The organism is Leifsonia sp. NPDC058194, assembly GCF_042883605.1.
Lineage (GTDB): Bacteria > Actinomycetota > Actinomycetes > Actinomycetales > Microbacteriaceae > Leifsonia.
Genome location: NZ_JBHVVL010000003.1, coordinates 73,530 through 97,356 on the forward strand (window position 1 = coordinate 73,530; position 23,827 = coordinate 97,356).

General features: G+C 71.3%; 27 protein-coding genes. 9 read left to right on the forward strand and 18 right to left on the reverse strand.

From position 1 onward, the window contains the following. Window positions 1-25: 25 nt before the first annotated feature. Both ACFVU2_RS12480 and ACFVU2_RS12485 read right to left on the reverse strand, forming a co-directional pair. Entirely contained in the window at window positions 26-1,054 is a 1,029-nt protein-coding gene (locus tag ACFVU2_RS12480) for a 6-phosphofructokinase (RefSeq protein WP_021758361.1), read from the reverse strand. Window positions 1,055-1,191: 137 nt separating this feature from the next. After that, window positions 1,192-1,821, reverse strand: coding sequence for a CYTH domain-containing protein (locus ACFVU2_RS12485; protein ID WP_387874616.1), 630 nt, complete (start codon window positions 1,819-1,821; stop codon window positions 1,192-1,194). A 76-nt stretch (window positions 1,822-1,897) separates the two neighbouring features. Here ACFVU2_RS12485 and ACFVU2_RS12490 point away from each other — a divergent pair, with 76 nt between their 5' ends. From ACFVU2_RS12490 to ACFVU2_RS12505, 4 genes are all read left to right on the forward strand, one after another. Further along, complete coding sequence (locus ACFVU2_RS12490; RefSeq protein WP_387874618.1) at window positions 1,898-2,296, forward strand: DUF3224 domain-containing protein; 399 nt, start codon at window positions 1,898-1,900, stop codon at window positions 2,294-2,296. Window positions 2,297-2,349: 53 nt separating this feature from the next. Next, window positions 2,350-2,535 (forward strand): hypothetical protein, encoded by a 186-nt coding sequence (locus ACFVU2_RS12495; protein WP_387874620.1) that lies wholly within the window; start codon window positions 2,350-2,352, stop codon window positions 2,533-2,535. A 91-nt stretch (window positions 2,536-2,626) separates the two neighbouring features. Further along, window positions 2,627-3,046, forward strand: coding sequence for a polyketide cyclase (locus tag ACFVU2_RS12500; protein ID WP_387874622.1), 420 nt, complete (start codon window positions 2,627-2,629; stop codon window positions 3,044-3,046). Further along, window positions 3,043-3,480, forward strand: coding sequence for a MarR family winged helix-turn-helix transcriptional regulator (locus ACFVU2_RS12505; RefSeq protein ID WP_387874625.1), 438 nt, complete (start codon window positions 3,043-3,045; stop codon window positions 3,478-3,480). The genes ACFVU2_RS12500 and ACFVU2_RS12505 overlap by 4 nt, the downstream gene beginning before the upstream one ends. Here ACFVU2_RS12505 and ACFVU2_RS12510 read toward each other — a convergent pair. From ACFVU2_RS12510 to ACFVU2_RS12530, 5 genes are all read right to left on the reverse strand, one after another. Then, the gene (locus ACFVU2_RS12510) at window positions 3,477-5,636 is read right to left on the reverse strand and encodes a DEAD/DEAH box helicase (protein ID WP_387874627.1); all 2,160 of its coding nucleotides are present in this window, start codon (window positions 5,634-5,636) and stop codon (window positions 3,477-3,479) included. The genes ACFVU2_RS12505 and ACFVU2_RS12510 overlap by 4 nt on opposite strands. A gap of 170 nt (window positions 5,637-5,806) precedes the next feature. Next, the gene (locus ACFVU2_RS12515; protein WP_387874630.1) at window positions 5,807-6,154 is read right to left on the reverse strand and encodes a DUF6804 family protein; all 348 of its coding nucleotides are present in this window, start codon (window positions 6,152-6,154) and stop codon (window positions 5,807-5,809) included. An 81-nt stretch (window positions 6,155-6,235) separates the two neighbouring features. After that, window positions 6,236-6,664, reverse strand: a complete 429-nt coding sequence (locus ACFVU2_RS12520) for an RbsD/FucU domain-containing protein (protein WP_387874633.1) — start codon at window positions 6,662-6,664, stop codon at window positions 6,236-6,238. A gap of 168 nt (window positions 6,665-6,832) precedes the next feature. Further along, window positions 6,833-8,989, reverse strand: a complete 2,157-nt coding sequence (locus tag ACFVU2_RS12525) for a heavy metal translocating P-type ATPase (RefSeq protein WP_387874636.1) — start codon at window positions 8,987-8,989, stop codon at window positions 6,833-6,835. Continuing rightward, window positions 8,986-9,210, reverse strand: a complete 225-nt coding sequence (locus ACFVU2_RS12530; protein ID WP_387874637.1) for a heavy-metal-associated domain-containing protein — start codon at window positions 9,208-9,210, stop codon at window positions 8,986-8,988. The genes ACFVU2_RS12525 and ACFVU2_RS12530 overlap by 4 nt, the downstream gene beginning before the upstream one ends. A gap of 59 nt (window positions 9,211-9,269) precedes the next feature. On the opposite strand from ACFVU2_RS12530, the gene ACFVU2_RS12535 reads away from it, so the two are divergent. Genes ACFVU2_RS12535 through ACFVU2_RS12545 form a run of 3 tightly spaced genes read left to right on the forward strand, consistent with a single transcriptional unit; the run spans window position 9,270 to window position 11,435 of the window. After that, entirely contained in the window at window positions 9,270-9,548 is a 279-nt protein-coding gene (locus ACFVU2_RS12535) for a metal-sensitive transcriptional regulator (protein ID WP_387874640.1), read from the forward strand. A gap of 1 nt (window position 9,549) precedes the next feature. Further along, window positions 9,550-10,077, forward strand: coding sequence for an O-acetyl-ADP-ribose deacetylase (locus ACFVU2_RS12540; RefSeq protein WP_387874643.1), 528 nt, complete (start codon window positions 9,550-9,552; stop codon window positions 10,075-10,077). Continuing rightward, window positions 10,074-11,435, forward strand: coding sequence for a M20/M25/M40 family metallo-hydrolase (locus tag ACFVU2_RS12545; RefSeq protein WP_387874645.1), 1,362 nt, complete (start codon window positions 10,074-10,076; stop codon window positions 11,433-11,435). Before ACFVU2_RS12540 ends, ACFVU2_RS12545 begins: the two co-directional genes overlap by 4 nt. A gap of 27 nt (window positions 11,436-11,462) precedes the next feature. Here the strand turns inward: ACFVU2_RS12545 and ACFVU2_RS12550 are convergent, their stop codons facing one another. The 5 genes from ACFVU2_RS12550 to ACFVU2_RS12570 all read right to left on the reverse strand — a co-directional run bounded on the left by ACFVU2_RS12550 (window position 11,463) and on the right by ACFVU2_RS12570 (window position 16,509). Next, window positions 11,463-12,056, reverse strand: a complete 594-nt coding sequence (locus ACFVU2_RS12550) for an SGNH/GDSL hydrolase family protein (RefSeq protein ID WP_387874647.1) — start codon at window positions 12,054-12,056, stop codon at window positions 11,463-11,465. 78 nt (window positions 12,057-12,134) lie between these two features. Next, a complete protein-coding gene (locus ACFVU2_RS12555) occupies window positions 12,135-12,995 on the reverse strand; it encodes an aldehyde dehydrogenase family protein (RefSeq protein ID WP_387874648.1) in 861 nt (286 codons plus the stop codon). Next, a complete protein-coding gene (locus ACFVU2_RS12560) occupies window positions 12,992-14,488 on the reverse strand; it encodes an aldehyde dehydrogenase family protein (RefSeq protein ID WP_387874650.1) in 1,497 nt (498 codons plus the stop codon). Before ACFVU2_RS12560 ends, ACFVU2_RS12555 begins: the two co-directional genes overlap by 4 nt. A 17-nt stretch (window positions 14,489-14,505) precedes the next feature. Continuing rightward, window positions 14,506-15,528, reverse strand: coding sequence for a deoxyribose-phosphate aldolase (gene deoC, locus ACFVU2_RS12565; RefSeq protein ID WP_387874652.1), 1,023 nt, complete (start codon window positions 15,526-15,528; stop codon window positions 14,506-14,508). Window positions 15,529-15,549: 21 nt separating this feature from the next. Further along, window positions 15,550-16,509 carry a sugar-binding transcriptional regulator gene (locus tag ACFVU2_RS12570; RefSeq protein ID WP_387874654.1) on the reverse strand — a complete coding sequence of 320 codons (960 nt, stop codon included), beginning with the start codon at window positions 16,507-16,509 and terminating at the stop codon, window positions 15,550-15,552. A gap of 80 nt (window positions 16,510-16,589) precedes the next feature. Between ACFVU2_RS12570 and ACFVU2_RS12575 the strand changes: the two genes are divergently transcribed. Then, complete coding sequence (locus ACFVU2_RS12575) at window positions 16,590-17,534, forward strand: ROK family protein (RefSeq protein WP_387874657.1); 945 nt, start codon at window positions 16,590-16,592, stop codon at window positions 17,532-17,534. A gap of 88 nt (window positions 17,535-17,622) precedes the next feature. Here ACFVU2_RS12575 and ACFVU2_RS12580 read toward each other — a convergent pair whose 3' ends face one another. The 6 genes from ACFVU2_RS12580 to ACFVU2_RS12605 are packed head-to-tail and all read right to left on the reverse strand — an operon-like array spanning window position 17,623 to window position 22,206. Continuing rightward, on the reverse strand, window positions 17,623-18,846 hold the full coding sequence (locus ACFVU2_RS12580) for a CynX/NimT family MFS transporter (protein ID WP_387874659.1): 1,224 nt from the start codon (window positions 18,844-18,846) through the stop codon (window positions 17,623-17,625). Beyond that, window positions 18,843-19,784, reverse strand: a complete 942-nt coding sequence (locus tag ACFVU2_RS12585; RefSeq protein WP_387874661.1) for a bifunctional riboflavin kinase/FAD synthetase — start codon at window positions 19,782-19,784, stop codon at window positions 18,843-18,845. Before ACFVU2_RS12585 ends, ACFVU2_RS12580 begins: the two co-directional genes overlap by 4 nt. After that, window positions 19,781-20,254, reverse strand: a complete 474-nt coding sequence (locus ACFVU2_RS12590; RefSeq protein ID WP_387874664.1) for a hypothetical protein — start codon at window positions 20,252-20,254, stop codon at window positions 19,781-19,783. The genes ACFVU2_RS12585 and ACFVU2_RS12590 overlap by 4 nt, the downstream gene beginning before the upstream one ends. 49 nt (window positions 20,255-20,303) lie before the next feature. Beyond that, complete coding sequence (locus ACFVU2_RS12595; protein WP_387874665.1) at window positions 20,304-20,672, reverse strand: hypothetical protein; 369 nt, start codon at window positions 20,670-20,672, stop codon at window positions 20,304-20,306. Continuing rightward, window positions 20,669-21,577, reverse strand: a complete 909-nt coding sequence (gene truB, locus ACFVU2_RS12600) for a tRNA pseudouridine(55) synthase TruB (RefSeq protein ID WP_387874666.1) — start codon at window positions 21,575-21,577, stop codon at window positions 20,669-20,671. Before truB ends, ACFVU2_RS12595 begins: the two co-directional genes overlap by 4 nt. Further along, a complete protein-coding gene (locus ACFVU2_RS12605; protein ID WP_387874668.1) occupies window positions 21,574-22,206 on the reverse strand; it encodes a TetR/AcrR family transcriptional regulator in 633 nt (210 codons plus the stop codon). The genes truB and ACFVU2_RS12605 overlap by 4 nt, the downstream gene beginning before the upstream one ends. A 95-nt stretch (window positions 22,207-22,301) precedes the next feature. Here ACFVU2_RS12605 and ACFVU2_RS12610 point away from each other — a divergent pair, with 95 nt between their 5' ends. After that, the gene (locus ACFVU2_RS12610) at window positions 22,302-23,822 is read left to right on the forward strand and encodes a DHA2 family efflux MFS transporter permease subunit (protein ID WP_387874671.1); all 1,521 of its coding nucleotides are present in this window, start codon (window positions 22,302-22,304) and stop codon (window positions 23,820-23,822) included. The last annotated feature ends 5 nt before the right edge of the window (window positions 23,823-23,827 follow it).

Sequence of the window (23,827 nt, forward strand, 5' to 3'; positions counted from 1 at the left end):
AACGCGCGTCGGCGGACCGCGACGCTCAGCCGAAGAGCAGAGCGGCCTCTTCGTAGCGGGCGTCCGGCACGGTCTTGAGCCCGCCGGTCGCGTCGGCGATCGAGACGTTGACGACGTCGGTCCCGCGCAGCGACACCATCGAACCCCAGCGGCCCTCGTAGACAGCGTCCACCGCGGCCATGCCGAGCCGGGTCGCGAGCACGCGGTCGTAGGCGCTCGGGACGCCGCCGCGCTGCATGTGGCCGAGCACGGTGGCGCGCGACTCGATGCCGGTGCGCTCCTCGATCATCGGGGCGAGCATCTCGCCGATGCCGCCGAGACGCGGGCGGTTGAAGGCGTCGAGTCCCTTGTGCGAGTGCGCCTCCTCCATCGTGTCGAGGTGGAAGCCCTCGGAGACGACGAGCACGGGGGCACGGCCGCGGTCGCGCACCGACTCCACCCACTCGACGACCTGCTCGATGGACTGCGGCCGCTCGGGGATGAGGATGGCGTGCGCGCCGCCGGCCATGCCGGAGTGCAGTGCGATCCAGCCGACGTGGCGGCCCATGACCTCCACGACCATGCAGCGCTGGTGCGACTCGGCCGTGGTGCGCAGGCGGTCGATCGCCTCGGTGGCGATCTCGACCGCCGTGTCGAAGCCGAACGAGTAGTCGGTCGCGGCGAGGTCGTTGTCGATGGTCTTGGGGACGCCGACGATCTTCAGCCCGGCGTCGGTGAGGCGGCGGGCGGCGGTGAGGGTGCCCTCGCCGCCGATCGCGATGATCGCGTCGATGCCGTTCTCGTCCATCATCCGCTGGATGTTCTCGGGGCCGCCGTTCTCGCCCTCGAACGGGTTGGTTCGGCTGGAGCCGAGGATGGTGCCGCCCTGGCGCGAGAGGCCGCGGACGCTGTGGCGGTCGAGCGGCATGATGTCGCCGTCGACGACTCCGCGCCAGCCGTAGCGGAAGCCGGCGAACTCAGAGCCGTGCACGCGGTCGCCCTTCAGGACCGCGCCGCGGATGACCGCGTTCAGTCCGGGACAGTCGCCGCCGCTGGTGAGGATGCCGATCTTCATGGTGCTCCGTCTCTCGCCGTTACTCATTCGCCCCTAGGCATCATGCCCGACCTCCCGCCGGAGCACAAAAACGCCCTGGACTTCACGGAGGCCGTGAGGTATTGCGGGTGCACGCGCGGTATGGCCCGCAGCGGGATTCAGAGCTCGAGGACGTGCTGCAGCTTGGATCCGCTCGCCGACGGACGGGCGCCGGCCTCGATCAGGCGTTCCTCCACACCGTCGAGCAGGGCGGTCCGCCCCGATCGCTTGTCGGGAGCGCCGCTCAGCAGCTCGACCTCCCACTCGCGCCATTCGTCGCTCCCCCCGCTGCGCAGGTTCTCGCCACGCACGTGGTCGTCGCACAGCTCGGCGAGGTCGAACCCGGCCGCATCCCGCAGCACCGTGGTCACGCGCGTGTTGACGATGCGTGCGATCGGGACGAAGGGGGCGTCCCCGAGGTCGCTGCCGAGTGCGTCCCCGACCGCGTCCCGCAGCTCCTGCGGCTCACGCTCCCCGTCGCCGAGGGGCCAGTGGAGCTCGACACGGCCCTCCTCACCCGGCGCGAGCTTGACATGCCAGCCCTCGTCCGCCCCACCGCGGCGTGCGCGCACCGCGATGCGGTTCCGCGCGAGGGTCAGCTCGGCCGTGTCGTAGTACGTCGCGACGAGCTCCGCCGTCTCGGGCTCCGCCACGACCGCGATCGCACCGACGCCGACGAGGTCGGGCGGCACCGTGTCGTCTCCGACGTCGTACTTGCGCTCGATCTCGACCTGGCTCCGGTGCTGCATGCCCCCTGTCTAGCCCACTTCGGCCCTGTCGCGAAATCACACGTGCGCCGGGCCGCGCAGTGCCTAGGCTCGGGGCATGGACACCACGGAGACGATCACCGCCCGATTCGAGGTCACCGGCTGGGACCCGGAGCCGCTCGCCGGGCTCGACGGCGACTGGGTGGGCGCCATCGTCATGCGCAAGCGGTACACGGAGGGGCTGGTCGGCGACTCCATCGCCCATTTCGTCTCCTCCGGCACGGAGGAGGGCGGGCGCGGCTACCTCGCCGCCGAACGGGTCACGGGGGCGCTGCCGGACGGCCGGAGCGGCTCCTTCACCGTGCACCACGGGGCGCTGCAGCATCCCGACGATCCCTCGGCGTTCGGCTACATCGTGCCGGGCACGGGCACCGGTGACTTCGCCGGATTCCACGGCGCGGCACGCATCGTGCACGACGAGCAGGGTCCGTCCTTCGTGTTCTCGATCGCGGGCTGATAGCCGGCCGGCGCCTCTCGACCGGGGCAGCGCGCGGCGGTACCCTCGGTGTCATGAGCGACCGGCGCGACGACGATCTGGACGAGTTCGTGGAGTCCCAGGAGGGCGACTACGAGCCCGCTCCCGTCCTGCACGACGCCGATGACGCGCCCGTCGAGGACGACGCGGAGGACGACCGCATCCTCCCCGACGACGACCGGCCGGTGCCGCTCGACCCCGACGACGCCGGGATCGCCTGACCCCGCTCGTCCCCCTTCCCTCTTGACGCACCCGCATGTCGAGATTATTGTCTAGGCATAGATGATCTAGCCCTAGAGAAAGGTTCGTCTCATGTGGAGTACCGAGCACACCGGCACCACCGCCCTCCCCCGCACCGTCGTGTGGACCGCTTTGCGCGACCTCCACACCGGCGACCTCACGTACCCCGGCGCCGACGCGTTCGAGCTGCACGGCCCCTTCGCGGTCGGCACCGAGCTGACGGTGACGCCGGACGGCCAGGAGCCGTTCACCTCCGTCATCGTCGACCTCGCGGAGGGCGAGACGTACGCCGATCGCACCGAGTTCGGCGACGTCGTCCTGACGTTCCGGCACCGGCTGGCCGACACTCCGGAGGGCACCCGCGTCACCCACCGGCTCGAGATCACCGGAGAGGGGGCGGACGCCGCCGGTCCGGAGCTCGGACCGCAGATCAGCGCCGACTTCCCCGAGTCGATGGCGGCGCTGTTCGAGCAGGCGGCACGGCGCGCATGACGCGCTTCCCCGGCGGACCGGCCGAGAGCCCCGGGTTCCTGCTGTGGCACGCCACCCTGCGCTGGCAGCGCGCGATGAACGCGGCTCTCGCCCCGTTCGACCTCACCCACCCCCAGTTCGTGATCCTCACGTCGGCGTGGTGGCTGGGCCGCTCCGGTGAGCTCCCTCACCAGGCGCGTTTGTCGGAGTTCACCGGCTCCGATCCGCGGATCGTGTCCGAGGTGACCAGGCGCCTGCTCGCGAAGGGGCTGATCGAACGGCACGCGGACCCCTCGGATGCGCGCGCAAAAGTCCTCGTGGTCACGGGTGCCGGCAGCGAGATCGCGGCCGCCGCCGTCCGCGCCGTCGAAGACGCGGACGCGGCGTTCTTCGCCGACGTGGCGGACGACCGCCTGCTGGCGGTCCTAACGCCCCTCGCGGGGCGCCCGGCCTAGTCCAGGGCGTCCGTCAGAAGGTGGATGAGCGCGTCCAGCTGGACCGAGTCCGCCGAGCCCGCCTCGACGTCGCTGCCGTCGAGGGCACGGGCGGCGAGGCCCTGCTTGGCGTCGATGAGCTCGGCGATCTTGGAGTCGATCGTCTGCGCGGCGATAATCCGCCACGCGGTGACCGGCTCCTCCTGGCCGATGCGGTGCACGCGGTCGATGGCCTGGGTCTGCTCGGCCGCCGTCCACGACAGCTCCGCCAGGACGACGTTCGACGCGGCCTGGAGGTTGAGGCCGACGCCCGCCGCGGTGAGCGAGCACACGGCGACCGAGACATCCGGATCGTTGTTGAAGGCGTCGATCTCCTTCTGCCGGGAGAGGGCGCTCTGGTCACCGCGGATGGAGATGGTCTTCAGGTCGCGGGCGGCGAACGCCTCCTCCGCCTGGTCCATGACGTCGATGTGCTTGGCGAAGAACACCACCTTGCCGACCGAGCGGGCGAGCTGCGCGGTGTAGTCGGCCGCCAGCCCGGCCTTCGCCTGACCGATCTTGCGGACCATCGTGAAGACGTTGTCGCCGGTCTTGGCCGACTTCGACTCCTCCAGCTCCGACTGGGCGACCAGGCGGATGAGGTGCGTGCGGTGCGCGTCGTCGTCTCCGTCGAAGGAGTCGGGACGACCCGCGGCGGCCGCGCGGTTGAAGCGGGCGACCAGCCGGTCGGCCAGCTCCTTCTCCGCCTGGCGGATCGAGCGGCCGAGGTCGCCGTCCAGCTCGACCGGCAGGTCCACGACCCGACGGCTCGGCAGATCGGCGGCGACGTCCAGCTTGCGGCGCCGGACGATCCCCATGTCGATGACGGCCTCGCGCGCGGCGGCGTAGAACCCGAACTCGGCCGGGGTGAGCCCCGTCTCCTCCAGGCGCTCCATCAGCTCGGCGGCCGGCTTGCTGCCGTCGATCCAGCCGAGCAGCTGCCAGATCGCACGGAAGTCGTCGATGTCGTTGATGAGCGGGGTTCCCGTGAGGGCCAGCAGCAGCGGGTCCGGGGTGTTGGAGCGGATGGCGTCGGCGAGTCCGAGGACGAGCCGGGACCGCTGCGAGTGCAGGTTCTTGATGAAGTGCGCCTCGTCGACGACCATGCCCTTGAAGCCGAGCGTGCTCAGCCAGGAGAGGTGCCGGTCGAGCACCTCGTAGTTGACGATGACGACGTCGGCGAACGCGTCCAGGCCCTCGCCGTCGCCGTGGATCACGGTGGCGCGTCGCTGCGGCGTCCAGCGCTCGACTTCGCGCGCCCAGTTCATCTTGACGACGTTCGGCACCACGGCGAGCAGCGGATAGGCGCCGGCGACGGACGCTGCCAGGACCGACTGCGCCGTCTTGCCCAGACCGGGCTCGTCGGCGAGCAGGAAGGTGCGGTGCCCCTGGCGCACGCCCTCGACGAACCGCGCCTGGTGGTGCATCAGCTCGAGCCCGGGAGGCGAATAGCGATCGATCGCCGGGGCCGGCGGGAGCTCCATGCTCGCGGCCTGACCCCCGGCTCCGTACTCGAACGACTTGAACAGCGGGCCGAGGAGCTCCCATGAGTCCAGCCGGCGGCGCGGGGTGGGCTGCGCGGGGGTGAGCCGCGAGAAGTCGGGCGCGAGGAAGGGGTTGGAGAGCTGGCGTGCCTTGACCGACTGCGGCACGACCTGCTTCTCGGCCAGCTCGGGCGGGATGACGCTGTCGGCTTTCGAGACGACCCGCTCGACGGTGATGATGAGGTCGTCCGGGCTCAGTTCCGTGCCCGACTCCAGCAGCCAGTCGCGCCGCATCTTCTGCGCCGTCGCCGTCGGCGGGGCCTCGCTCTCGAGCAGGGAGATCAGCGAGGTGTCCCGGGCGGCGGTCTTCGCGAGGATCGTCGCGATCCCGTCGAGGCGCTTCAGCTGCTCGGCACGGGCCGCGTCGCTCAGCTCGGGGTCGGCCTTGGCCCGGGCGCGCTCCTCCCGCATCAGGAAGGCGATCACCTGGAACTTGGTCCGGTTCGTCGGGCCGAGCTTCTTGCCGTCCGCCGCCTTGGCCTCGACCTCGCGGACCTTGCGGGCGAGGACCGGGATGAGGCCGTCGTTGTTGGCGTGCCGGGTCCGGCGCTGCTGTGGGCGCGACGAGCTGGTGCGCTGACCGGAACGAGACATGGTCCTCCATGAAGGTGCGCCGCGCGCTGTCCGAGGGCACGGTGCCATAGGCGTGAGGGCCGGCGCGACCTCCGGCCGGAGGACCGAGTGGCCCCGACCGGGCGTCGGGGACGCCGGAAGCGCAGCACATGAATCGCCGCGCACCACCATTTTACCGGATGCGGAGCCGTTCAGCGACGAGTGTCGGCCGGGATCTTGATGAGGATCGCCGCGCAGACCATGAAGACGGCCGCCACGACGTGCAGAGCGCGCAGGACGGTGTCGTCGATCGTGATCGGCCAGACCGGGTTCCAGACGACCGCGATCGGCACGAGCCCGACGAGCCACCACCACTGCTTCGCCTGCCCGGCGAAGACGCACAGGATGAGGGCGAGGATCGCCACGGCGTACTGCACGTAGAGGTACCAGGCGCCGCCGATCAGGGCGAGGCCCGCGAGGAGCACGATCGCGGCGATGACGCCGGGAGCCAGAGCGGCCCGGCTGACGGTGGGCTGCTGCGGCGTGTGGGAAGTGGACATCCCCTCCACCCTAGCGGCACCCGCTTCGCACGAGACGAGACCTTCTCGTGGGACGGATGCCGCCAGGGATGGGCGGACGCCTCAGAGCGCTCCCCTGCGGAACAGGAAGGCGCACGGAGGCGCGTCGGAGCCGACGCGGACGATCACAGCGGACCTGCTGGCCTGGTCGAGGAACTCCTCGAGGCCCAAGCGCTCCATCGGGACGCGACGGAGCTCGGCATCGGAGGCGATGCCGTTCACTGCGAAGGCGACGTCGGGGACGTCGTAGGGCTCGCCTGCCAGGTCGAGGAAGGCGATCGGTGACGGGTGGATGTTGTCGAGCGGGAACACACTGAGGATCGCTTGGGCGGCGTCCTCGGTGGTAGTGGCGTCCTCGAGGTGGACGACGGGCGTGGTGATGGTGTTCTCTGGATAGCCGCTGCCGACGAGGGTAAGCGTCTCGCCTTCATTCATCGAGTCGAGTGCACTCAAGAGCGCACCAGACAGCAGCGGGCTGAGGTTCTTCAGCAAAGTCGGGCCTTTCCTGCAAAACGAATATTTCTCAACCCCTGCGTTGAGGATAGACCAACTAGTATGTCCTCCCCTACCCCCCGTTAAGGGGAGTGGGGGTGGACGCGCCGTGCGACATCCCGATTGCGCGGTTTCCGACCTGCTAATGATCCACCGGACGCGGTCGGATCAGAAGCGTCTCAACCGCAGGCTGTTCAGCACGACGAAGACGCTCGAGAACGCCATGGCGGCCCCGGCGATCATCGGATCCAGGAGGCCCAGAGCGGCGATCGGAAGAGCGGCGACGTTGTACGCGAACGCCCAGAAGAGGTTCCCCCGGATCACGGCGAGCATGCGGCGCGAGAGTCGCAGCGCATCGGCGACCAGGCTCGGCTCGGGGCGCAGCAGCGTCAGGTCGCCCGCTTCGATCGCGATGTCCGATCCGGTGCCCAGGGCGATACCGAGATCGGCCGTCGCCAGTGCGGCCGCATCGTTCACGCCGTCGCCGACCATCGCGACCGTGCGTCCCTCCGCCTGCAGCCGAGCGATCTCGGCGGTCTTCCCCTCAGGGGTGACACCGCCGACGGCTCGGATGCCGCCGAGCGCGGCGACGGTCGCCCGGACCGTGGCCTCGTGATCGCCGCTGAGGACGACCGGCTGGGCGCCGAGGTCGCGGACGCGCTGGACGGCGGCGGCGGCGTCCGCGCGGAGCGGGTCGCTCACCGCCAGGACGACCGCGGGCGCGCCGTCCACGGTCACCAGGACCGCGGTCGCGCCGTCCGCGCGGATCTCGTCCGTCGCGACGGCGAGCGGGCCGGGCAGGTCGCCGTCTGCGCGGCCGACCACGACCTCCCGGCCGTCGACCACCGCGATCACCCCGAACCCTGCGACGGCGCGGAAGCCCGCGACGACGGCATCCGAAGGCGAGGCCTCGGCGATCGCCCGGCCGAGCGGGTGCTCGGAGCCGCGCTCCGCCGCAGACGCGAGCCGCACGGCGTCGCCGATCGACCACCCGGGGGCGGCGACGGACCGCGAGACCGTCATACGGCCGGTGGTCAGGGTTCCCGTCTTGTCGAACACGACGGTGTCGATGCGTCCGGCCCGCTCGAGAGCATCGGGCCCGGAGATGAGGATGCCGCGCTGAGCCGCACGCCCGGTACCCACCAGCAGGGCGGTGGGCGTCGCCAGGCCCAGGGCGCACGGGCAGGCCACGATCAGCACCGCGACCGCCGGCGACACCGCCGCGGTGGCGTCGCCGGTGACGGACCACCAGACCAGGAAGGTCGCGGCGGCGAGTGCGATCACGATCGGCACGAAGACGGCGGACACGCGATCGGCCGAGCGCTGCGCCCGCGTCTTGCCCAGCTGCGCCTGCTCGACCGAAGCGGCCAGGCGCGACACCCGCGTGTCGGCGCCCACCCGCACCGCTCGGACGACGAGCATCCCGCCCGCGGCCACGGTTCCCGCCGTGACCTCGTCGCCCGCGGCGACCTCGATCGGCACGGACTCTCCGGTCATCGCCGAGGCATCGACGACCGCCGCACCGTCCAGCACGTCCCCGTCGGCGGCGATCCGCTCGCCGGGCCGGACGACGAAGCGGTCGCCCGCCGAGAGCAGGGCGACCGGGATGCGCCGTTCCGAGCCGGACTCGCCGAGCAGCGTGACCTCCCGGGCGGACGCCTGCGCCAGATCCCGCAGGGCCTCCCCCGCACGTCGACGCGACCGCGCCTCGGCGACACGGCCGAGCAGGAGGAAGGTCGTCACGACCGCCGCGACCTCGAAGTAGACGTGGGCTCCCGAGCCGAGCAGGAGGACGACGAGGGACCAGGCGTAGGCGGTCAGCGTGCCGAGCGAGACGAGCGTGTCCATCGTCGTGGCGCCGTGCCGCAGGTTCACGGCGGCGGAGCGGTGGAAGGGCCAGCCGCCCCACAGGACCACCGGGGTGGCGAGCAGCAGAGACGCCCATTCCCAGCCCGCGAAGTGCAGGTGCTCGATCATCGCGAGGAGGACGATCGGCACGCTGAGGGAGGCGCTGACGAGCATCCGCGGCACGAGGCGGCGGGAGTCGCGCTTCTCGACCGCGTCGACGGATACCGCCCCGCCGTCCGCGGCCGCGCGATCGTCGTGGACCACTCGCGCGCCGTAGCCCGCCTTCTCGACCTCGGCGACCAGGGCGGACACGTCGAGATCCGCCGGGACCAGGGCGCTCGCCCGTTCGGTGGCGAGATTGACCGTCGCGGTGACGCCGTCGACGCGCCCCAACCGCTTCTCCACGCGAGCGACGCAACTGGCGCACGTCATGCCCTCGATGGCGAGATCGACGCGCGCGAGGCCCTCCGCGGTCACAGCAGCGGGAGCCGGTCGGGACGGCCGAGGCTGTATCCGGCCTCTTCGACGGCGGCGCGCACCGCGTCGGCGGCGAGCGCTCCGGCATGGGAGACCGTGGCTTTCCCGCCGGCGACGTCCACATCCACTCCGGAGACCCCGTCGAGGGTCGAGAGCTCGTCGCTGACGGCCCGCGCGCAGTGCGCGCAGGTCATGCCGAGGATGTCGTAGGTCGTTTCCATGCGTCCTACGGTAGCACATACCCCATAGGGGTATATGGGATGCGGGGTATCCTGGAGGGGTGATCGCGGACATCAAGAAGCGTGCCCTCCACCGCACGCGCATCCTGGAAGGCCAATTGCGCGGCCTGGAGAAGATGATCGAGAACGAGGACTACTGCGTCGACATCATCACCCAGTCGCTCGCCATCCAGAAGTCGCTCGGCTCCCTCAACAAGCTCCTGGTCGAGAACCATCTCCGGACCCACGTCTCCGAGATGTTCGAAGAGGGCGGCAGCCAGCGCGACGACGCCATCGTGGAGCTGCTGAAGGTCTACGAGCTCTCCAACAACCGCGGTTGAGATGACGGACCTCATCGAGATCGTCCGCGGCGACATCACCGACCAGGCCGTGGACGTCATCGTCAACGCGGCCAACAGCTCCCTGCTCGGCGGAGGCGGCGTCGACGGCGCCATCCACCGCCGCGGCGGCCCCGCCATCCTCGAAGCCTGCCGCCTGCTGCGCGAGACCGCGCTCCCCGACGGCCTGCCCACCGGCCAGGCGGTCGCGACCACCGCGGGCGACCTGCCGGCGCGCTGGGTCGTCCACACCGTCGGCCCGGTCTGGTCCGAGGACGAGGACCGCACCCCGCTCCTGCAGAACGCGTACCGCTCCTCGCTGCGCGTCGCGCGCGAGCTGGGCGCTGAGACGGTCGCCTTCCCCGCCGTCTCGGCGGGGGTCTACGGCTGGCCGATGGACGACGCGGCACGGATCGCCGTCAGCACCGTGCGCGCCGTCCTCTCCTCCGGAGTCGGCTCGGTCGAACATGTGCGCTTCGTGCTGTTCAGCGACCACGCGTTCGCCGCCTTCCGCACGGCGGCCGGCGAATGAGCGCGCTCGACGAGACCCCGGTCGCCGTCCGGGACGACGCGGCGCTCGAGCGGTTCCGCACCCTCCTGCGCATCCCGACGATGTCCCGCAACGACGTGGAGCTGACCGAGTGGGAGGTCTTCGACGACTTCATCGCAGCGCTGCCCGGCCTCTACCCCGGCGTCCACGCGGCCCTGGAGCGCGAGCAGTTCGCCCACTCGCTGCTCTACCGCTGGCCCGGAAGCGATCCGACCGGTCGCCCGACCGTCCTGATGGGCCACTACGACGTCGTGCCCGCCACGGACGACGGCTGGCAGCACCCGCCGTTCGCCGCCACCATCACCGGATCGGGTGACGCACGCGTGCTCTGGAACCGGGGAACGCTCGACGACAAGGGCGCGGTGGTGGCCATCCTGGAGGCGGCCGAACGGCTCCTCGCCGAGGGCTTCACACCGCGGGAGGACGTCTACCTGAGCTTCGGCCACGACGAGGAGACGGTGGGATCCGGAGCCCAGACCATCGTCGCGGCCCTGCGCGAACGCGGCGTGCGGCCCGCTCTCGTGCTCGACGAGGGCGGGGCCATCGTCGAACGGATCTTCCCGGGCGTCACCCGGCCCATCGCGGTCGTCGGCGTCAGCGAGAAGGGCATCACCTCCGTCCGCCTCAGGGTCGAGCAGCACGGCGGCCACGCCTCCACTCCCCCGAAGACCACGGCGACGGTGCGCCTCGCCCGCGCGATCACCCGGCTGAACGCCAAGCCCTTCCCCGCCCGTCTCACCGAGACCAACCTGCGGATGGTGGAGACGCTGGGCGCCCACGCCACCGGTCCCCTGCGCGCCGTCTTCACCCGCGCGCGCCGCCTCCAGCCGCTGCTGCGGGCCGTGTTCGGCCGGCTGAGCGACGAGACCCGCGCGATCGTGCGCACCACGACCGCCGTCACGCAGCTGCGCGGCAGTCTGGCCGCCAACGCCCTCCCCGAGACCGCCGAGGCCGTGGTCAACGTGCGGATCGCCGTCGGATCGACGGTCGCCGAGACCATGGAGCACCTCCGCCGCGCCATCCGCGATCCGCAGGTGCGCATCGAGGCCGTTGACGCGAGCGAGCCGTCGCCCGTGTCGCCCAGCGACGGGCGGGAGTGGGAGCGCGTCTCCGCCGCCCTGGGGCAGGTGCATCCGCGGGCGATCGTGACGCCGTACATCATGCTCGGCGCGAGCGACAGCCGGCACTTCACCGCTATCGGCGACACCGTCTACCGCTTCACGCCCTTCGAGATGAGCTCCGACGAACGCGGGACGCTGCACGCGCGCGACGAGCGCATCCACGTGCGCACGTGGTTGCGCGGGATCGACGTCTACGCACTGCTGCTGCGCTCCAGCTGAACCGATCCGGAGCGTTCGCGGGGCGGCTCAGGCCGCTCCGCCGAGATCCGGCAGCTCGATCGCCCGGCTCGACGGCGGCAGCTCCCGTACGCGTTCGAGCGCGGGTGCGAGCTCGCCCGCCCACACCCGGTAGCCCTCCGCGTTCAGGTGCAGCCGGTCCTCGGTGTACGCCGGGTTCAGCTCGCCGTCCTCCAGGGCCATCGCCGGCCAGAGGTCCAGCCAGCCTGCGTGCACGGTGGGTGCGAACTGCCAGAGGTGCCGGTTGATGTCCTTGATCTGATCCGCGAATTCGACCGCGCGCGGGAGCACGGACTGGGCGAGGATTCGCACCTCCGGCAGCTCCTTGCGGAGCGTCACGAGCGCGGTCTCCACGTTGCGGACGACGTGCTCGGCCGAGCGGCGCCAGGCCAGGTCGTTCGTGCCGATCAGCAAGGCCACCGTCGCCGGTGCGGAGCCGATGACATCGTCGAGGCGCGCCAGGACGTCGTCCGTCGTGTCGCCCGCGACACCGAAGTTCCAGACGGTCTCGCCCGGGAGCAGTGCGCCCCAGTCACCGCCCTGCGTCAGGCTGTCTCCGATCAGGGCGAGTGGGCCCCGTCCTGCGTCCCATTCCTCCGGCATTCGAACCTTCCTCCCCAACTCCCTCCATCCTCCCCCAGATCGGGCGGGGAGGCGAGGGGGTCGGGCAGGCGGTCGGGATCAGATCAGGGACTTGGTGTGCCAGACCGTCTTCGTCTCGGTGAAGAACGCGATGCGGTCGAGCGACGGGGCCGCGGCGTCCGCGCCGTTCTCCGGCGGGAGGACGCGCTTGAGCGTGTCCGCCGCCGCGATCTGCAGATCGACCCACTCCAGCGTGCCCGCGCCGACCAGGTCGAGGGCGTTGACGTCGGCGTGCGACGCCAGCCAGGGGGCGATCTCGGCCGGCGAACCGGTCAGGATGTTGACGACGCCCCCGGGCACATCGCTCGTGGCAAGCACCTCGCTCAGGCTGATCGCCGAGAGCGGGAACCGCTCGCTCGCGACCACGACGACCGCGTTGCCCGCGACGAGGGCGGGTGCGACGGCGCTGACGAAGCCGAGCAAGCTGGAGTCCTGCGGGGCGATCACGGCGACGACGCCGGTCGGCTCCGGCACCGAGATGTTGAAGTACGGCCCGGAGACCGGATTCGCGTTGCCAACGACCTGCGCGAACTTGTCCGCCCAGCCCGCGTACCAGACCCAGCGATCGATCGCCTCGTCCACCTGGGCTCCGGCGACGGCCGCGCTCACGCCCTCGGCGTTCTGGATCTCGTCGACGAACTGCGCCCGGCGACCCTCCATCAGCTCCGCGATGCGGTAGAGCACCTGTCCGCGGTTGTACGCGGTGGCGCCCGACCAGCCGGAGACGGCGGAACGCGCGGCGACCACGGCGTCCCGGGCGTCCTTGCGGGAGCCCTTCGCGGCGTTCGCGAGGAAGGCGCCCTTCGCCGAGAGCACCTCGTAGGTGCGGCCCGACTCGCTGCGCGGGAACTTCCCGCCGATGTAGAGCTTGTAGGTCTTCGGCACGGCCAAACGGCTCATTTCGTGGCTCCCTTGCGGGTCGGGCGGGCGGAGGAGGTGACGGCGGCCGGCATCGAACGGCCCGGCACGAGGTACGCGCCGAGGCCGTGACGGCCTCCCTCGCGCCCGTAGCCGGACTCCTTGTAGCCGCCGAACGGGCTGGCCGGGTCGAACCGGTTGAAGGTGTTCGCCCAGATCACGCCGGCGCGCAGCTTGTCGGCCACGGCGAGGATGCGGCTGCCCTTGTCGCTCCAGATGCCGGCGGAGAGGCCGTATGGCGTGTTGTTCGCCTTGGCGATCGCCTCGGCGGGCGTGCGGAAGGTCAGCACCGAGAGCACGGGTCCGAAGACCTCCTCGCGGGCGATGCGGTGGCTCGTCGACACGTTGTCGAAGATCGTCGGCGCGAACCAGAACCCGTTCTCGGGGATGGCGCAGTCGGCGGTCCAGCGGTCGGCGCCCTCGGCCTCTCCGATGTCGGAGAGCTCGCGGATGCGCTGCAGCTGCTCTGCGCTGTTGATGGCGCCGATGTCGGTGTTCTTGTCGAGCGGGTCGCCGAGACGCAGGGTCGACAGACGGTTCTTCAGGCGGTCCACGACCTCGTCGTGGATGCTCTCCTGCACCAGGAGGCGGCTGCCGGCGCAGCACACGTGGCCCTGGTTGAAGAAGATGCCGTTGACGATGCCCTCGATCGCCTGGTCGATCGGCGCGTCGTCGAAGACGATGTTGGCCGCCTTGCCGCCGAGCTCGAGGGTGAGCTTCTTGTCGGTGCCGGCGACCGAGCGGGCGATCTCGCGCCCGACCGCGGTCGAGCCGGTGAAGGCCACCTTGTTCACGTCGGGGTGGGCGACCAGGTCGCGACCGGTCTCCCCCGCACCAGTGACGATGTTCACCACGCCCGGCGGCAGGTCGGCCTGCTGCACGATCTCCGCGAAGAGGAGCGCCGTCAGAGGCGTGGTCTCGGCGGGCTTGAGCACGACGGTGTTGCCCGCCGCGAGCGCCGGGGCGATCTTCCAGGCCAGCATCAGCAGCGGGAAGTTCCACGGGATGACCTGTGCGGCCACGCCGAGTGCGCGTGGGGCGGGACCGAGGCCCGCGTGCTCCAGCTTGTCCGCCCAGCCGGCGTAGTAGAAGAACCAGGCAGCGACCAGCGGGACGTCGACGTCGCGGCTCTCCTTGATCGGCTTGCCGTTGTCGAGGCTCTCGGCGACGGCGAGCTCGCGGGCGCGCTCCTGGACCAGCCGCGCGATGCGGAAGAGGTACTTGCCGCGGTCGGTGCCGCTCATCCGCGACCAGACCTTCTCGTAGGCGCGGCGCGCGGAGGCCACCGCCGCGTCGACGTCCGAGGTGTCGGCGGTGGCGATCGTCGCGATGCGCTCCTCCGTCGCCGGGGAGATGGTCTGGAACGGCGTGCCGTGCCCGGCGACGAACTCGCCGTCGATGAAGAGGCCGTACTCGTCGCGGAGGCTGAGGATCGACCGCGACTCCGGAGCCGGTGCGTATTCGAGGAAACTCATTCTGATCTGCTTTCGTCTCAGTCGATCGTCACGTAGTCGGCGCCGGAGTAGTGCCCGGTCGCGAGCTTCTGGCGCTGCAGCAGCACATCGTTCAGGAGGCTGGACGCGCCGAAGCGGAAGAGGTGCGGCTGGAGCCAGTGCTCGCCGACCGTCTCGGCGACGGTCACCAGGTATTTGATCGCGTCCTTCGACGAGCGGATGCCGCCGGCGGGCTTGACCCCGATCTCCTCGCCGGTGAGACGGTGCCAGTCGCGGACCACCTCGAGCATCAGGAGGGTCGTGGGCAGCGTCGCCGCCGGGGACACCTTGCCGGTGGACGTCTTGATGAAGTCGCCGCCGGCGAGGATGCTCAGCCACGAGGCGCGGCGGATGTTGTCGTACGTGTTCAGCTCGCCGGTCTCGAGGATGACCTTGAGGTGCGCGGAGGTGCCGTCCGCGCGGCGGCAGGCCTCCTTCACTGCGACGATCTCGTCGAAGACGAGGCCGTAGCGCCCGGAGAGGAAGGCTCCGCGGTCGATGACCATGTCGATCTCGTCGGCACCGGCGGCGACGGCGTCGGCGGTGTCGGCCAGCTTGACCGCGAGGGAGGCGCGCCCGCTCGGGAACGCCGTCGCGACAGCGGCGACCGCGACACCGGCGGGGGCTTCGGCGTGCGAGGCGCCGAGCGCCTCGACCGCGTACGGGACCATGTCGCCGTACACGCAGACGGCCGCCGGGCGCGGCGTGGCCGGGTCGCCTGCATCCGGCGTCAGCGCCTTCGCGACGAGCGAGCGCACCTTGCCGGGGGTGTCGGCGCCTTCGAGGGTGGTGAGGTCGATCAGCTCGATGATCTTGTCGAGCGCCCAGCGCTTGCTCGTGGTCTTGATGGACCGCGTGCCCAGACCGGCCGCACGCTGCTCCAGGCCGACGGCGTCGACCCCGGGGATGCCGTTCAGGTAGCGCCGCAGGGACGCCTCGGTGAGGTCGCCGCCGAGCACCTCGACGGCACGCGCCGCCGGTGCGAGGGTGCGCACGGGCGGGACGGTGGTTTCGATGGTCACGTCATTCCTTACTGGTTCTGCTCACGAGCCCGGCTGGCTGCGGCCGAGGAGGTCGTTCGCGGTGGCTTCGTCGGTGATGATGGTGGTGCAGAGCCCGCTGGCGACCACGGCGTGCGCCACGTGGTGCTTCGCCTCGCCGGCGATAACGGCGATGCTGGTGCGGGCGCTGCGCAGCTCCTCGAGGGAGAGGCCGAGGGTGCGGCCGTCCAGCTCGGGATCGGCGACCTCGCCGGTGCCGGTGATGAACCGGCCGACCACGTCGCCCACCGCGCCCTTGTCGGCGAGCCCGTTCACATCCTCCGGCGAGAGGTAGCCGGAGTCGACGTGCACCGAGCTCGTGTCGACGACGCCGGCGCTGAAGAGGTAGGCGCTCGCGCTGCGGGCGAGGTCGAGGACGGACTGCACCGAGCGGTCGGACTCGATGGCGCGGCGCGTGGCCGCGTGCTCGAAGATCGCGGGGCTCGGCAGCAGCGTCGCGGTGCCCTGCGCCTTGCGGGCGATGACGACTGCGGTGTCGGCCGCGGCCGTCGCCTGGCGGGTGCTCGACACGCTTCCGTTGATCTGCACCGGGTTGACGCCGACGGCCCAGCCCGGGCGCAGCCGCGCGGCGACCGCGTGCAGCGTCCGGCCCCAGCTGACGCCCAGCGTCCGCGGGACGGGCCGGAGCGTGGTCAGGTAGTCCGCCGCGGCTTGTGCGACCCGCGCCTGCGTCTCGGCCTCGCTCTCGGCCGCGGGGACCACGACGGCGTCTTCCAAGCCGTAGAAGCCGCACAGCTCGCGCTCCAGCGAGAACCTGCGGGCGCTCGGGTGCACGATCTCGATGCGCACGAAGCCGTGCTCGCGCGCCGCCACCAGGAGCCGGCCGACCTTCCAGCGGCTCACGTTCAGGGCGACGCCGATCTCGTCCTGGGTCTTGCCCGCCTCGTAGTACAGCTCCGCGGCTTTGACGGCGAGGATCTCGTCGGTATCGTTCAGGGCCACGCCCCCAGCCTAAGACGTGAGCAACCTTTGCGCATCCGTTGCTCAAATGAGCAATGGGGGAATCGTCTAGGGTGATGCTCGTGTCCACACCCCTCGCTCTCGCCGTCGATTTCGGTGGCACCAAGGTCGAGGCGGCGCTCGTCGACGCCGACGGCCGTCTCGTCCCCGATTCCCGCTTCCGCCGGCCGACCGGCCGCACCGCGACCGTCGCCGACCTCGAAGCCTCCGTGGGCGGCGTGGTGCGCGACGCCCTCGCCGCACTCCCCACCGGAGCCGCGATCGTCGGAGTCGGCATCGGCTCCGCCGGACCGATCGACCGCGTGCGCGGTCTCGTCTCGCCGCTGAACGTGCCGCACTGGCGCGACTATCCGATGCGCGACTTCATCGCGGCCGAGGCCCGCGCCGCCGGGCTCGACGTGCCCGTGACCCTCGAGATGGACGGCGTCGCGATCACGATGGCGGAGCACTGGGTGGGTGCCGCCCAGGGCGTCGACAACGTGATGGGCATGGTGGTGTCGACCGGCATCGGCGGCGGCCTGATCGTGGGCGGCCACGTCATCACCGGCCCGACGGGGAACGCCGGGCACATCGGCCACGTGGAGGTCGGCGACATCCGCGGCGAGGACACCTTCGGCAACCCGTACGCGCTCGAGGCGATGGCCTCGGGCCCGCACACCGTCGCGTGGGCGCAACAGCACGGCTTCACGGGCACCACGGGCGAGGAGCTCGCCGCCGCCTACGCCGCAGGCGACGAGGTCGCACGCCGGGCGATCGCCCGCACCGGCCGTGCGGTCGGCCACGCGATCGCATCGGCCACCGCACTGCTCGACCTGGAGCTCGTGGCCATCGGCGGCGGATTCTCGCACTCGACGCCCGATCTCTTCGCACACATGCGCGAGGTGATCGAGAAGCACTACTTCCCGTTCGTGCGAAAGGTGCGCATCGTCCCGTCCGCGCTCTCGTCCGAGGGCCCGCTCATCGGGGCCGCGGCCCTCATCCACCGCGCGAACCTGCTCCCCGCCTAGCGGCACACTCCACAGCCGTCCCGCCCAGGCGGCACTAAATCGCACGAAAAGTGCCGAGGCGGCGAAGAATTCGCCTTCTCGGCGCGTTTCAGCGGCGGTCTTCGAGGGCGCGGGGGCGCGCGACGATCGCGCCGGCCGCCGCCGCCGCGAGCGCCGTCGCCGTGAGGACGATGAGTGGCACGGTCCAGCCGCCCGTCGTCTGGTGCAGCACGCCCACGACCAGCGGTCCGAGCGCGCCGAGCGTGTAGCCCAGCCCCTGGGTGAAGCCGCTCAGCGCGACGGAGCCGGCGTGCGTGCGCGTGCGCATGTTGATGAGGACGAGCACGAGCGGGAAGAGCAGCGGCCCCAGCCCGGCGAAGGTCACCCACAGCCACGTCGCCGTGCCGGGGGCGAGGATCAGCCCGAGGTATCCCGCGATGAAGAAGGCCACTGCGGCATAGATGAGCCCGGCGACGCTGCGGAGCCGGGAGGCCAGCAGCGGCACCAGCAGTCCGGCCGGGATGCCCATTCCCGCGTACACCGAGAGCAGGGCGCCCGCCTCCGCCGGCGGCGTGCCGGCGACGTCGTGGAGGATCTGCGGCAGCCACGCGAACATCGCGTAAGCGTTGAGGCTGGACACGGCGAAGACCACGGCCATCGCCCACGCCAGGGGCGAGTGCCACACCCGTCCCGCCATCGCGGGAGGCGCCCCCTCCACCTCGACGTCGTGCGCGGGATGCGCGGGCCGGTGCGAGACGAGGATCCGCAGCCACGGGAGCACGGCGAGCAGGCTCACGATCGCCCACATCCCGACGGAGACGTGCCACCCGGCGGCATCGGCCACCGGCACCGCGATCAGCGGGGGAAGCAGCGTGCTCACCGACATCACCGTCGCGTAGAGCGAGGTCACGAGCCCGATGCGATCGGGGAAGTAGCGCTTGACGAGCGGCGGCAGGAGCACGTTGCCGACGCCCATCCCGGCGAAGGTGAGCGCGGAGCCGAGCGCCAGCACGACGAACGACGGCGCCGCGGCCCGCAGCAGGTGCCCGGCCAGCATGACTCCGAGCGCGCTCAGCATGACCGCTTCGAGACTGAGGCGCCGCGTGAACGACGGCGCGATCAGCCCGAAGACCGCGAAGCAGATCGGGGGCAGCATCCCGAGCAGACCGACGCCCAGACTCGAGACGGGGAACTCGGCGCGGATCTCAGCGTAGATGGGCGAGAGCGCCGCGACGGCGGTGCGGAGGTTCGCGGCGACGAGCAGGATGCCGACGAGCGCGATGGCGCGCCCCTGCCAGAGCGGTCGCGCGCCGGGCGGCGCGGACGCGCTCACGCCGGCTCGGCCGAGAGGATGCCGCGCGCCTGGTCGACGTCGGCGGCGATCTGGGCGATCAGAGGCTCGACGCCCTGGTAGGCGACCATCCCGCGGATGCGCTGCACGAACGACACCTCGACGCAGTGGCCGTAGAGGTCGAGCTCGCGGTCGAGCACGTACGCCTCGACCTGCTTGTGCGGGACGCCCTCGAAGGTCGGGTTGTTGCCGACCGAGATGGCGGCGGGGTAGGTCTCGCCGCCATCGGTGAGCCAGCCGGCGTAGACGCCGTCCGCCGGGACCAGGCCCTCCGACTCCGGAGAGAGGTTGGCGGTCGGGTAGCCGAGCTCGCGGCCGCGGGCGGCTCCGTGCACGACGACACCGCGCAGGGTCGGCACGTGGCCGAGCAGCTCACCGGCGTGCGCCACGTCTCCGTCGGCGAGCAGCTCGCGGATCCACGTGGACGAGACCCGGCGGCCGTGCTCCGGCCGGACGTCGTCGATGAGCTCCACGGCGAAGCCGTACTTCTCTCCCAGCTCGCGCAGCAGCGCCACGTCGCCCGCGCCGCGGTGGCCGAAGCGGAAGTCGCTGCCGACGAGCACCTCGGCGGCGTGGAGGCGGTCGACCAGGATGCGGTGGACGAACTCCTCGGGCTCCAGGTCGGCGAGCGCACGGTCGAAGGCGACCATCAGCGTCGCGTCGATCCCCGTGCCGGCGAGCAGGTCGAGCTTCTGCCCGTTGCTGACCAGCGACGCCGGGCACTTCTCGGGCGCGATCAGCTCGAGCGGGTTGCGGTCGAAGGTGATCACCGCGGCGGTCAGACCGCGGTCGGCCGCGACCTCCCGCAGCCGGGCGATGACCGCACGGTGGCCCGAGTGGACCCCGTCGAACTTGCCGATCGTGACGGCGCTCGGCCCGAAGCCGTCCGGCACCTCGTCGACGCCGCGGAAGATCTTCACGATGCGTCCGTCCGGGGGCGGTGGCCGCGCAGCCAGGTCAGACCGAGGATCGGGAGCACCAGCGGGATGAAGAGGTAGCCCATCCCGTAGACCGACCAGACGGTCGCATCGCGCCCGAACGGGTCGACGTCGTGCAGGCCGAGGGCGGCGGGGGCGAAGAGGCTCAGCGAGCCGATGACCAGGACGCCGACCAGTTCGAAGGTGATGGTGATCCAGGCGACCCGGTACCAGACCCGCCCCGGCGCGACCAGGGCGATGGTGGCGACGATGTAGACGACGGCGGCGACGGCCGACAGGGTGAAGGCGACCGGCGCCTCGTCGAAGCGGTCGATGATCTGGAAGACGCTGCGGCCGGTCGCTGCCAGCGCCAGGACGCCGTAGACGAAGACGAGCACCCGGCCGATGCCGGAGATGCGCCGGGAGGGCGAACGCTGGGCGCGCTCGCTCGCGGACGAAGTGAGGGGAGACATCGAAGACGATTCTATTCTCGCCCGCGGTGCACGCGCGGCCCGGCCGTCGTCATGCGCCCTGCACGAACCAGATCTGACCCATCCGGTACACCATGACCGCGATCGCGAGGCAGACGCCGCCCAGGATCACGGTGCTCCAGCGGTTGCGCTCGATCAGCGCCCAGAACCCGCCGGCGGCCGGGAGGATGATCGCCGAGATCAGGTAGATGTAGAACTCGGGGAGGCTGCCGCTCGGCTCGTTGCCGGCCGGCGGGGCCACGATCGTGACGACGAGCTGCGCGAGCAGCAGCACCTCCACCAGGGCGACCGCGCCCATCGTGAGATCGTTCGGGACGCGGCCGGCGAAGCCGAGCACGAGGCACAGGAGTCCGGCGGCGCAGGCGACGATCACCTGGACCGCGGTGAACCATTCGATCATGCCGTGACGATCTCGTCCGTCGGGAAATTCACGAGGGTCCGTGCTTCCTTTCCGCGGAACTCGACGAGCCCCACCAGGTGACCGGTCGGGGCGACGGCCGCGACCGGGACGCCGCCCGGCCCCTCCCGGTCGGCGATGTGGATGCGGCGGCCGTGTGTGAGGTCGATGGCCTGCTCCTCGGTGAGGTCGAGGCGATCGAACAGCGCCGTCGCGGCGTCCACCGCGGGCAGCAGCGCCGTCTCCGGATCGAGCGTATCGAGGTCGTGGGCGTCGCGCACGTCGTAGTCGCCGATGCGCGTGCGCCGGAGGGCCGACAGGTGGCCGCCGACACCGAGCCCCGCACCGAGGTCGCGGGCCAGGGAGCGGATGTAGGTGCCGGAGGAGCAGACCACGCGCACGTCCAGGTCGATGGCGTCCGGGGTGCGGCGCTGCGCGAGCAGCTCGAACTCGCTGACGGTGACGGCGCGGGGTTTCAGCACGACCTCCTCGCCCGCACGCACGCGGGCGTAGGCGCGCTTGCCATCGACCTTGATCGCGCTGACCGAGCTCGGGATCTGCTGCAGCTCGCCGGTGAGGTCTGCGATGCCGGCGTGGATGCCCTCGTCGGCGACCGCGGCGAGCGCCTCGGCGTCCGCACGGGCGGTCTCCTCCCCCTCGGCGTCGTCCGTCGTCGTCGCGGAGCCGAGGCGGATGGTGGCCAGGTACTCCTTGTCGGCCCCGACGATGTAGGTCAGGAGGCGCGTCGAGGAGTTGACGCCGACGATCAGCAGGCCCGTCGCCATCGGGTCGAGCGTCCCGGCGTGGCCGACCTTGCGGGTCCCGGCGAGCCGCCGTACGCGCGACACCACATCGTGGCTGGTCATGCCGCCGGGCTTGTCGACCAGCAGCAGGCCGCTGCCGGTCACGCGTCGGCCCCCGTCGTGTCGAGCACGAGCTGGAGCTTGGTGCGGAAGGTGCTCTCGAGCAGTTCCGTGGCGCAGGGGTCGTCGCCGTATTCGTCGGGCAGGCGGAGCCCGAGAAGGGTGTTCAGCAGCATCCCCTCGGCGAGGAACGACCGTGCGTCGTCGGCCTCGAAGCCGGCGTCTTCGCGCAGCATGCGGTAGATCGAGATGAAGCCTTCGCGCGCCTTGCCGCCGATGACCGGGTCGTGTCCCATGCCGAACGCCTGCATCAGCGACAGCAGGATGCCGCGGTCCTCGATCAGGTTGACGTACGTGAGGCCCAGGCGGCGGCTGATCTCCTTGCGCTCGCTGATCGAGCCGGCCGCGGGTCGGCCCTGGGCGTTCCACTCCGCGATCGTCTCGGTGAAGGCGACGAGCAGCGTGTCGAGCGCCCGGCCCAGCACCTCGACGAAGAGGTTCTCCTTGCCGCCGAACATCCGCACCACATAGGGCTGGCTGATGCCGGCGGCTTTGGCGATCTGGTCCGTGGTGGCGCCGAAGTAGCCGCGCTCTCCGAAGACGCGGCCCGCGGCGCCGAGGATCTGCTCGCGGCGCTCGGCCGAGGGGATCCGTTCGCTGATCTTGTCCGTCACACTTGACAGGTTATCAGTCGATTACTAAAGTCCGGAGTAATCATTCGATTACTACCTCGATCTGACCCCCGATCCGAGAACAGGACACCCGCTCCATGACCGCAACAGATCTCGCCCCGGCCCGGACCATCGCCGGCCGGCGCATCCCGGTGTGGCTCGCCATCGTGGCGGCCTCCCTGCCGATGTTCATGGCGACCCTCGACAACCTCGTCGTCACCAGCGCACTCCCCGTCATCGCCCGCGACCTCAGCGCCTCCATCGAGGAGCTGCAGTGGGTCGTCAACGCGTACACCCTCAGCTTCGCGACCCTCATGCTCATGGCCGTCGGACTCGGCGACCGGTTCGGCCGGCGCAGCGTGTTCCTCGGCGGCATCGTCGTCTTCACGCTCTCCAGCGCGGCGGCCGCCCTCGCCACCGAGCCCTGGATGCTGATCGCCGCCCGCGCCGTCCAGGGAGCCGGAGCCGCAGCCCTCCTCCCCCTGTCCCTCACCCTCCTCGCGGGCAGCGTGAGCGCGCGACTGCGCCCGGCCGCCATCGGCATCTGGGGCGGCATCTCCGGCCTCGGCGTCGCGCTGGGCCCGCTCATCGGCGGCGCGGTCGTCGAGGGCTGGAACTGGCAGGCCATCTTCTGGCTCAACGTCCCGCTCGGCGTCATCGCCGTTCCGCTCGTGCTCCTCGCCCTGCCGAACAGCTTCGGCGCGCGGGTGCGCTCCGACATCGTCGGACTCCTCCTGGCCGCGCCCGGCGTCTTCGGGCTGGTCTATGGAATCGTCCGCGGCAACGACGCGGGCTGGGACAGCGCCGAGGTGCTCGTCTCGCTGATCGGCGGCGCCGTGCTGCTCGCCGCCTTCGTGCTCTGGGAGTCGCGCACGTCCTCCCCGCTGCTCCCGCTCCGGCTGTTCCGCGACCGCAGCTTCACCGCGGCGAACCTCGTCGGCATGACGTTCAGCTTCGGCATCTTCGGCGCCGTGTTCATCCTCATCCAGTTCCTCCAGGTCGTGCAGGGCCACACCCCGCTCGAAGCGGGCGTGATGACGATGCCGTGGACGCTGGCCCCGATGGTGGTCGCCCCGTTGACCGGACTGGTGTCGTCGCGGACCGGCACGCGCCTGCCGATCGTCATCGGACTCGTTCTGCTCACCGTCTCGATGGGGTGGATCGCGCTGACGCTGTCGGCGACGGTCGCCTACTCGCAGATCTGGCCGCCGTTCCTGCTCGCCGGGATCGGCATGGGGCTCGTCTTCGCCCCCAGCTCGACGGCCGTCCTGGCCAACATGCGCCCCGCGGACCACGCGAAGGCGTCGGGGGCGAACTCCACACTCCGCGAGATCGGCGTCGCACTCGGCGTCGCCGTGCTGACCGCGGTCTTCACCGGAGCCGGCGGGACCCTGACCCCGACGGGCTACGTGGATGCGGCCATCCCGGCCGTGTGGGTCGGCGCCGCCGCCCTCGCCCTCGCCGCCGTCATCGCGCTCGCCCTGCCGGGCCGGCGGCTCGCCGCCCGGCTCGCCGCCCGGCTCGCCGCGGCGGCTGAGGCCGACCACGCCGCAACGGCGGACGTGACCGCCGCCGGCTCCGCCGTGGCCGATCCGCCCACCGCGATCCCGGTCGCCTGAGCGCA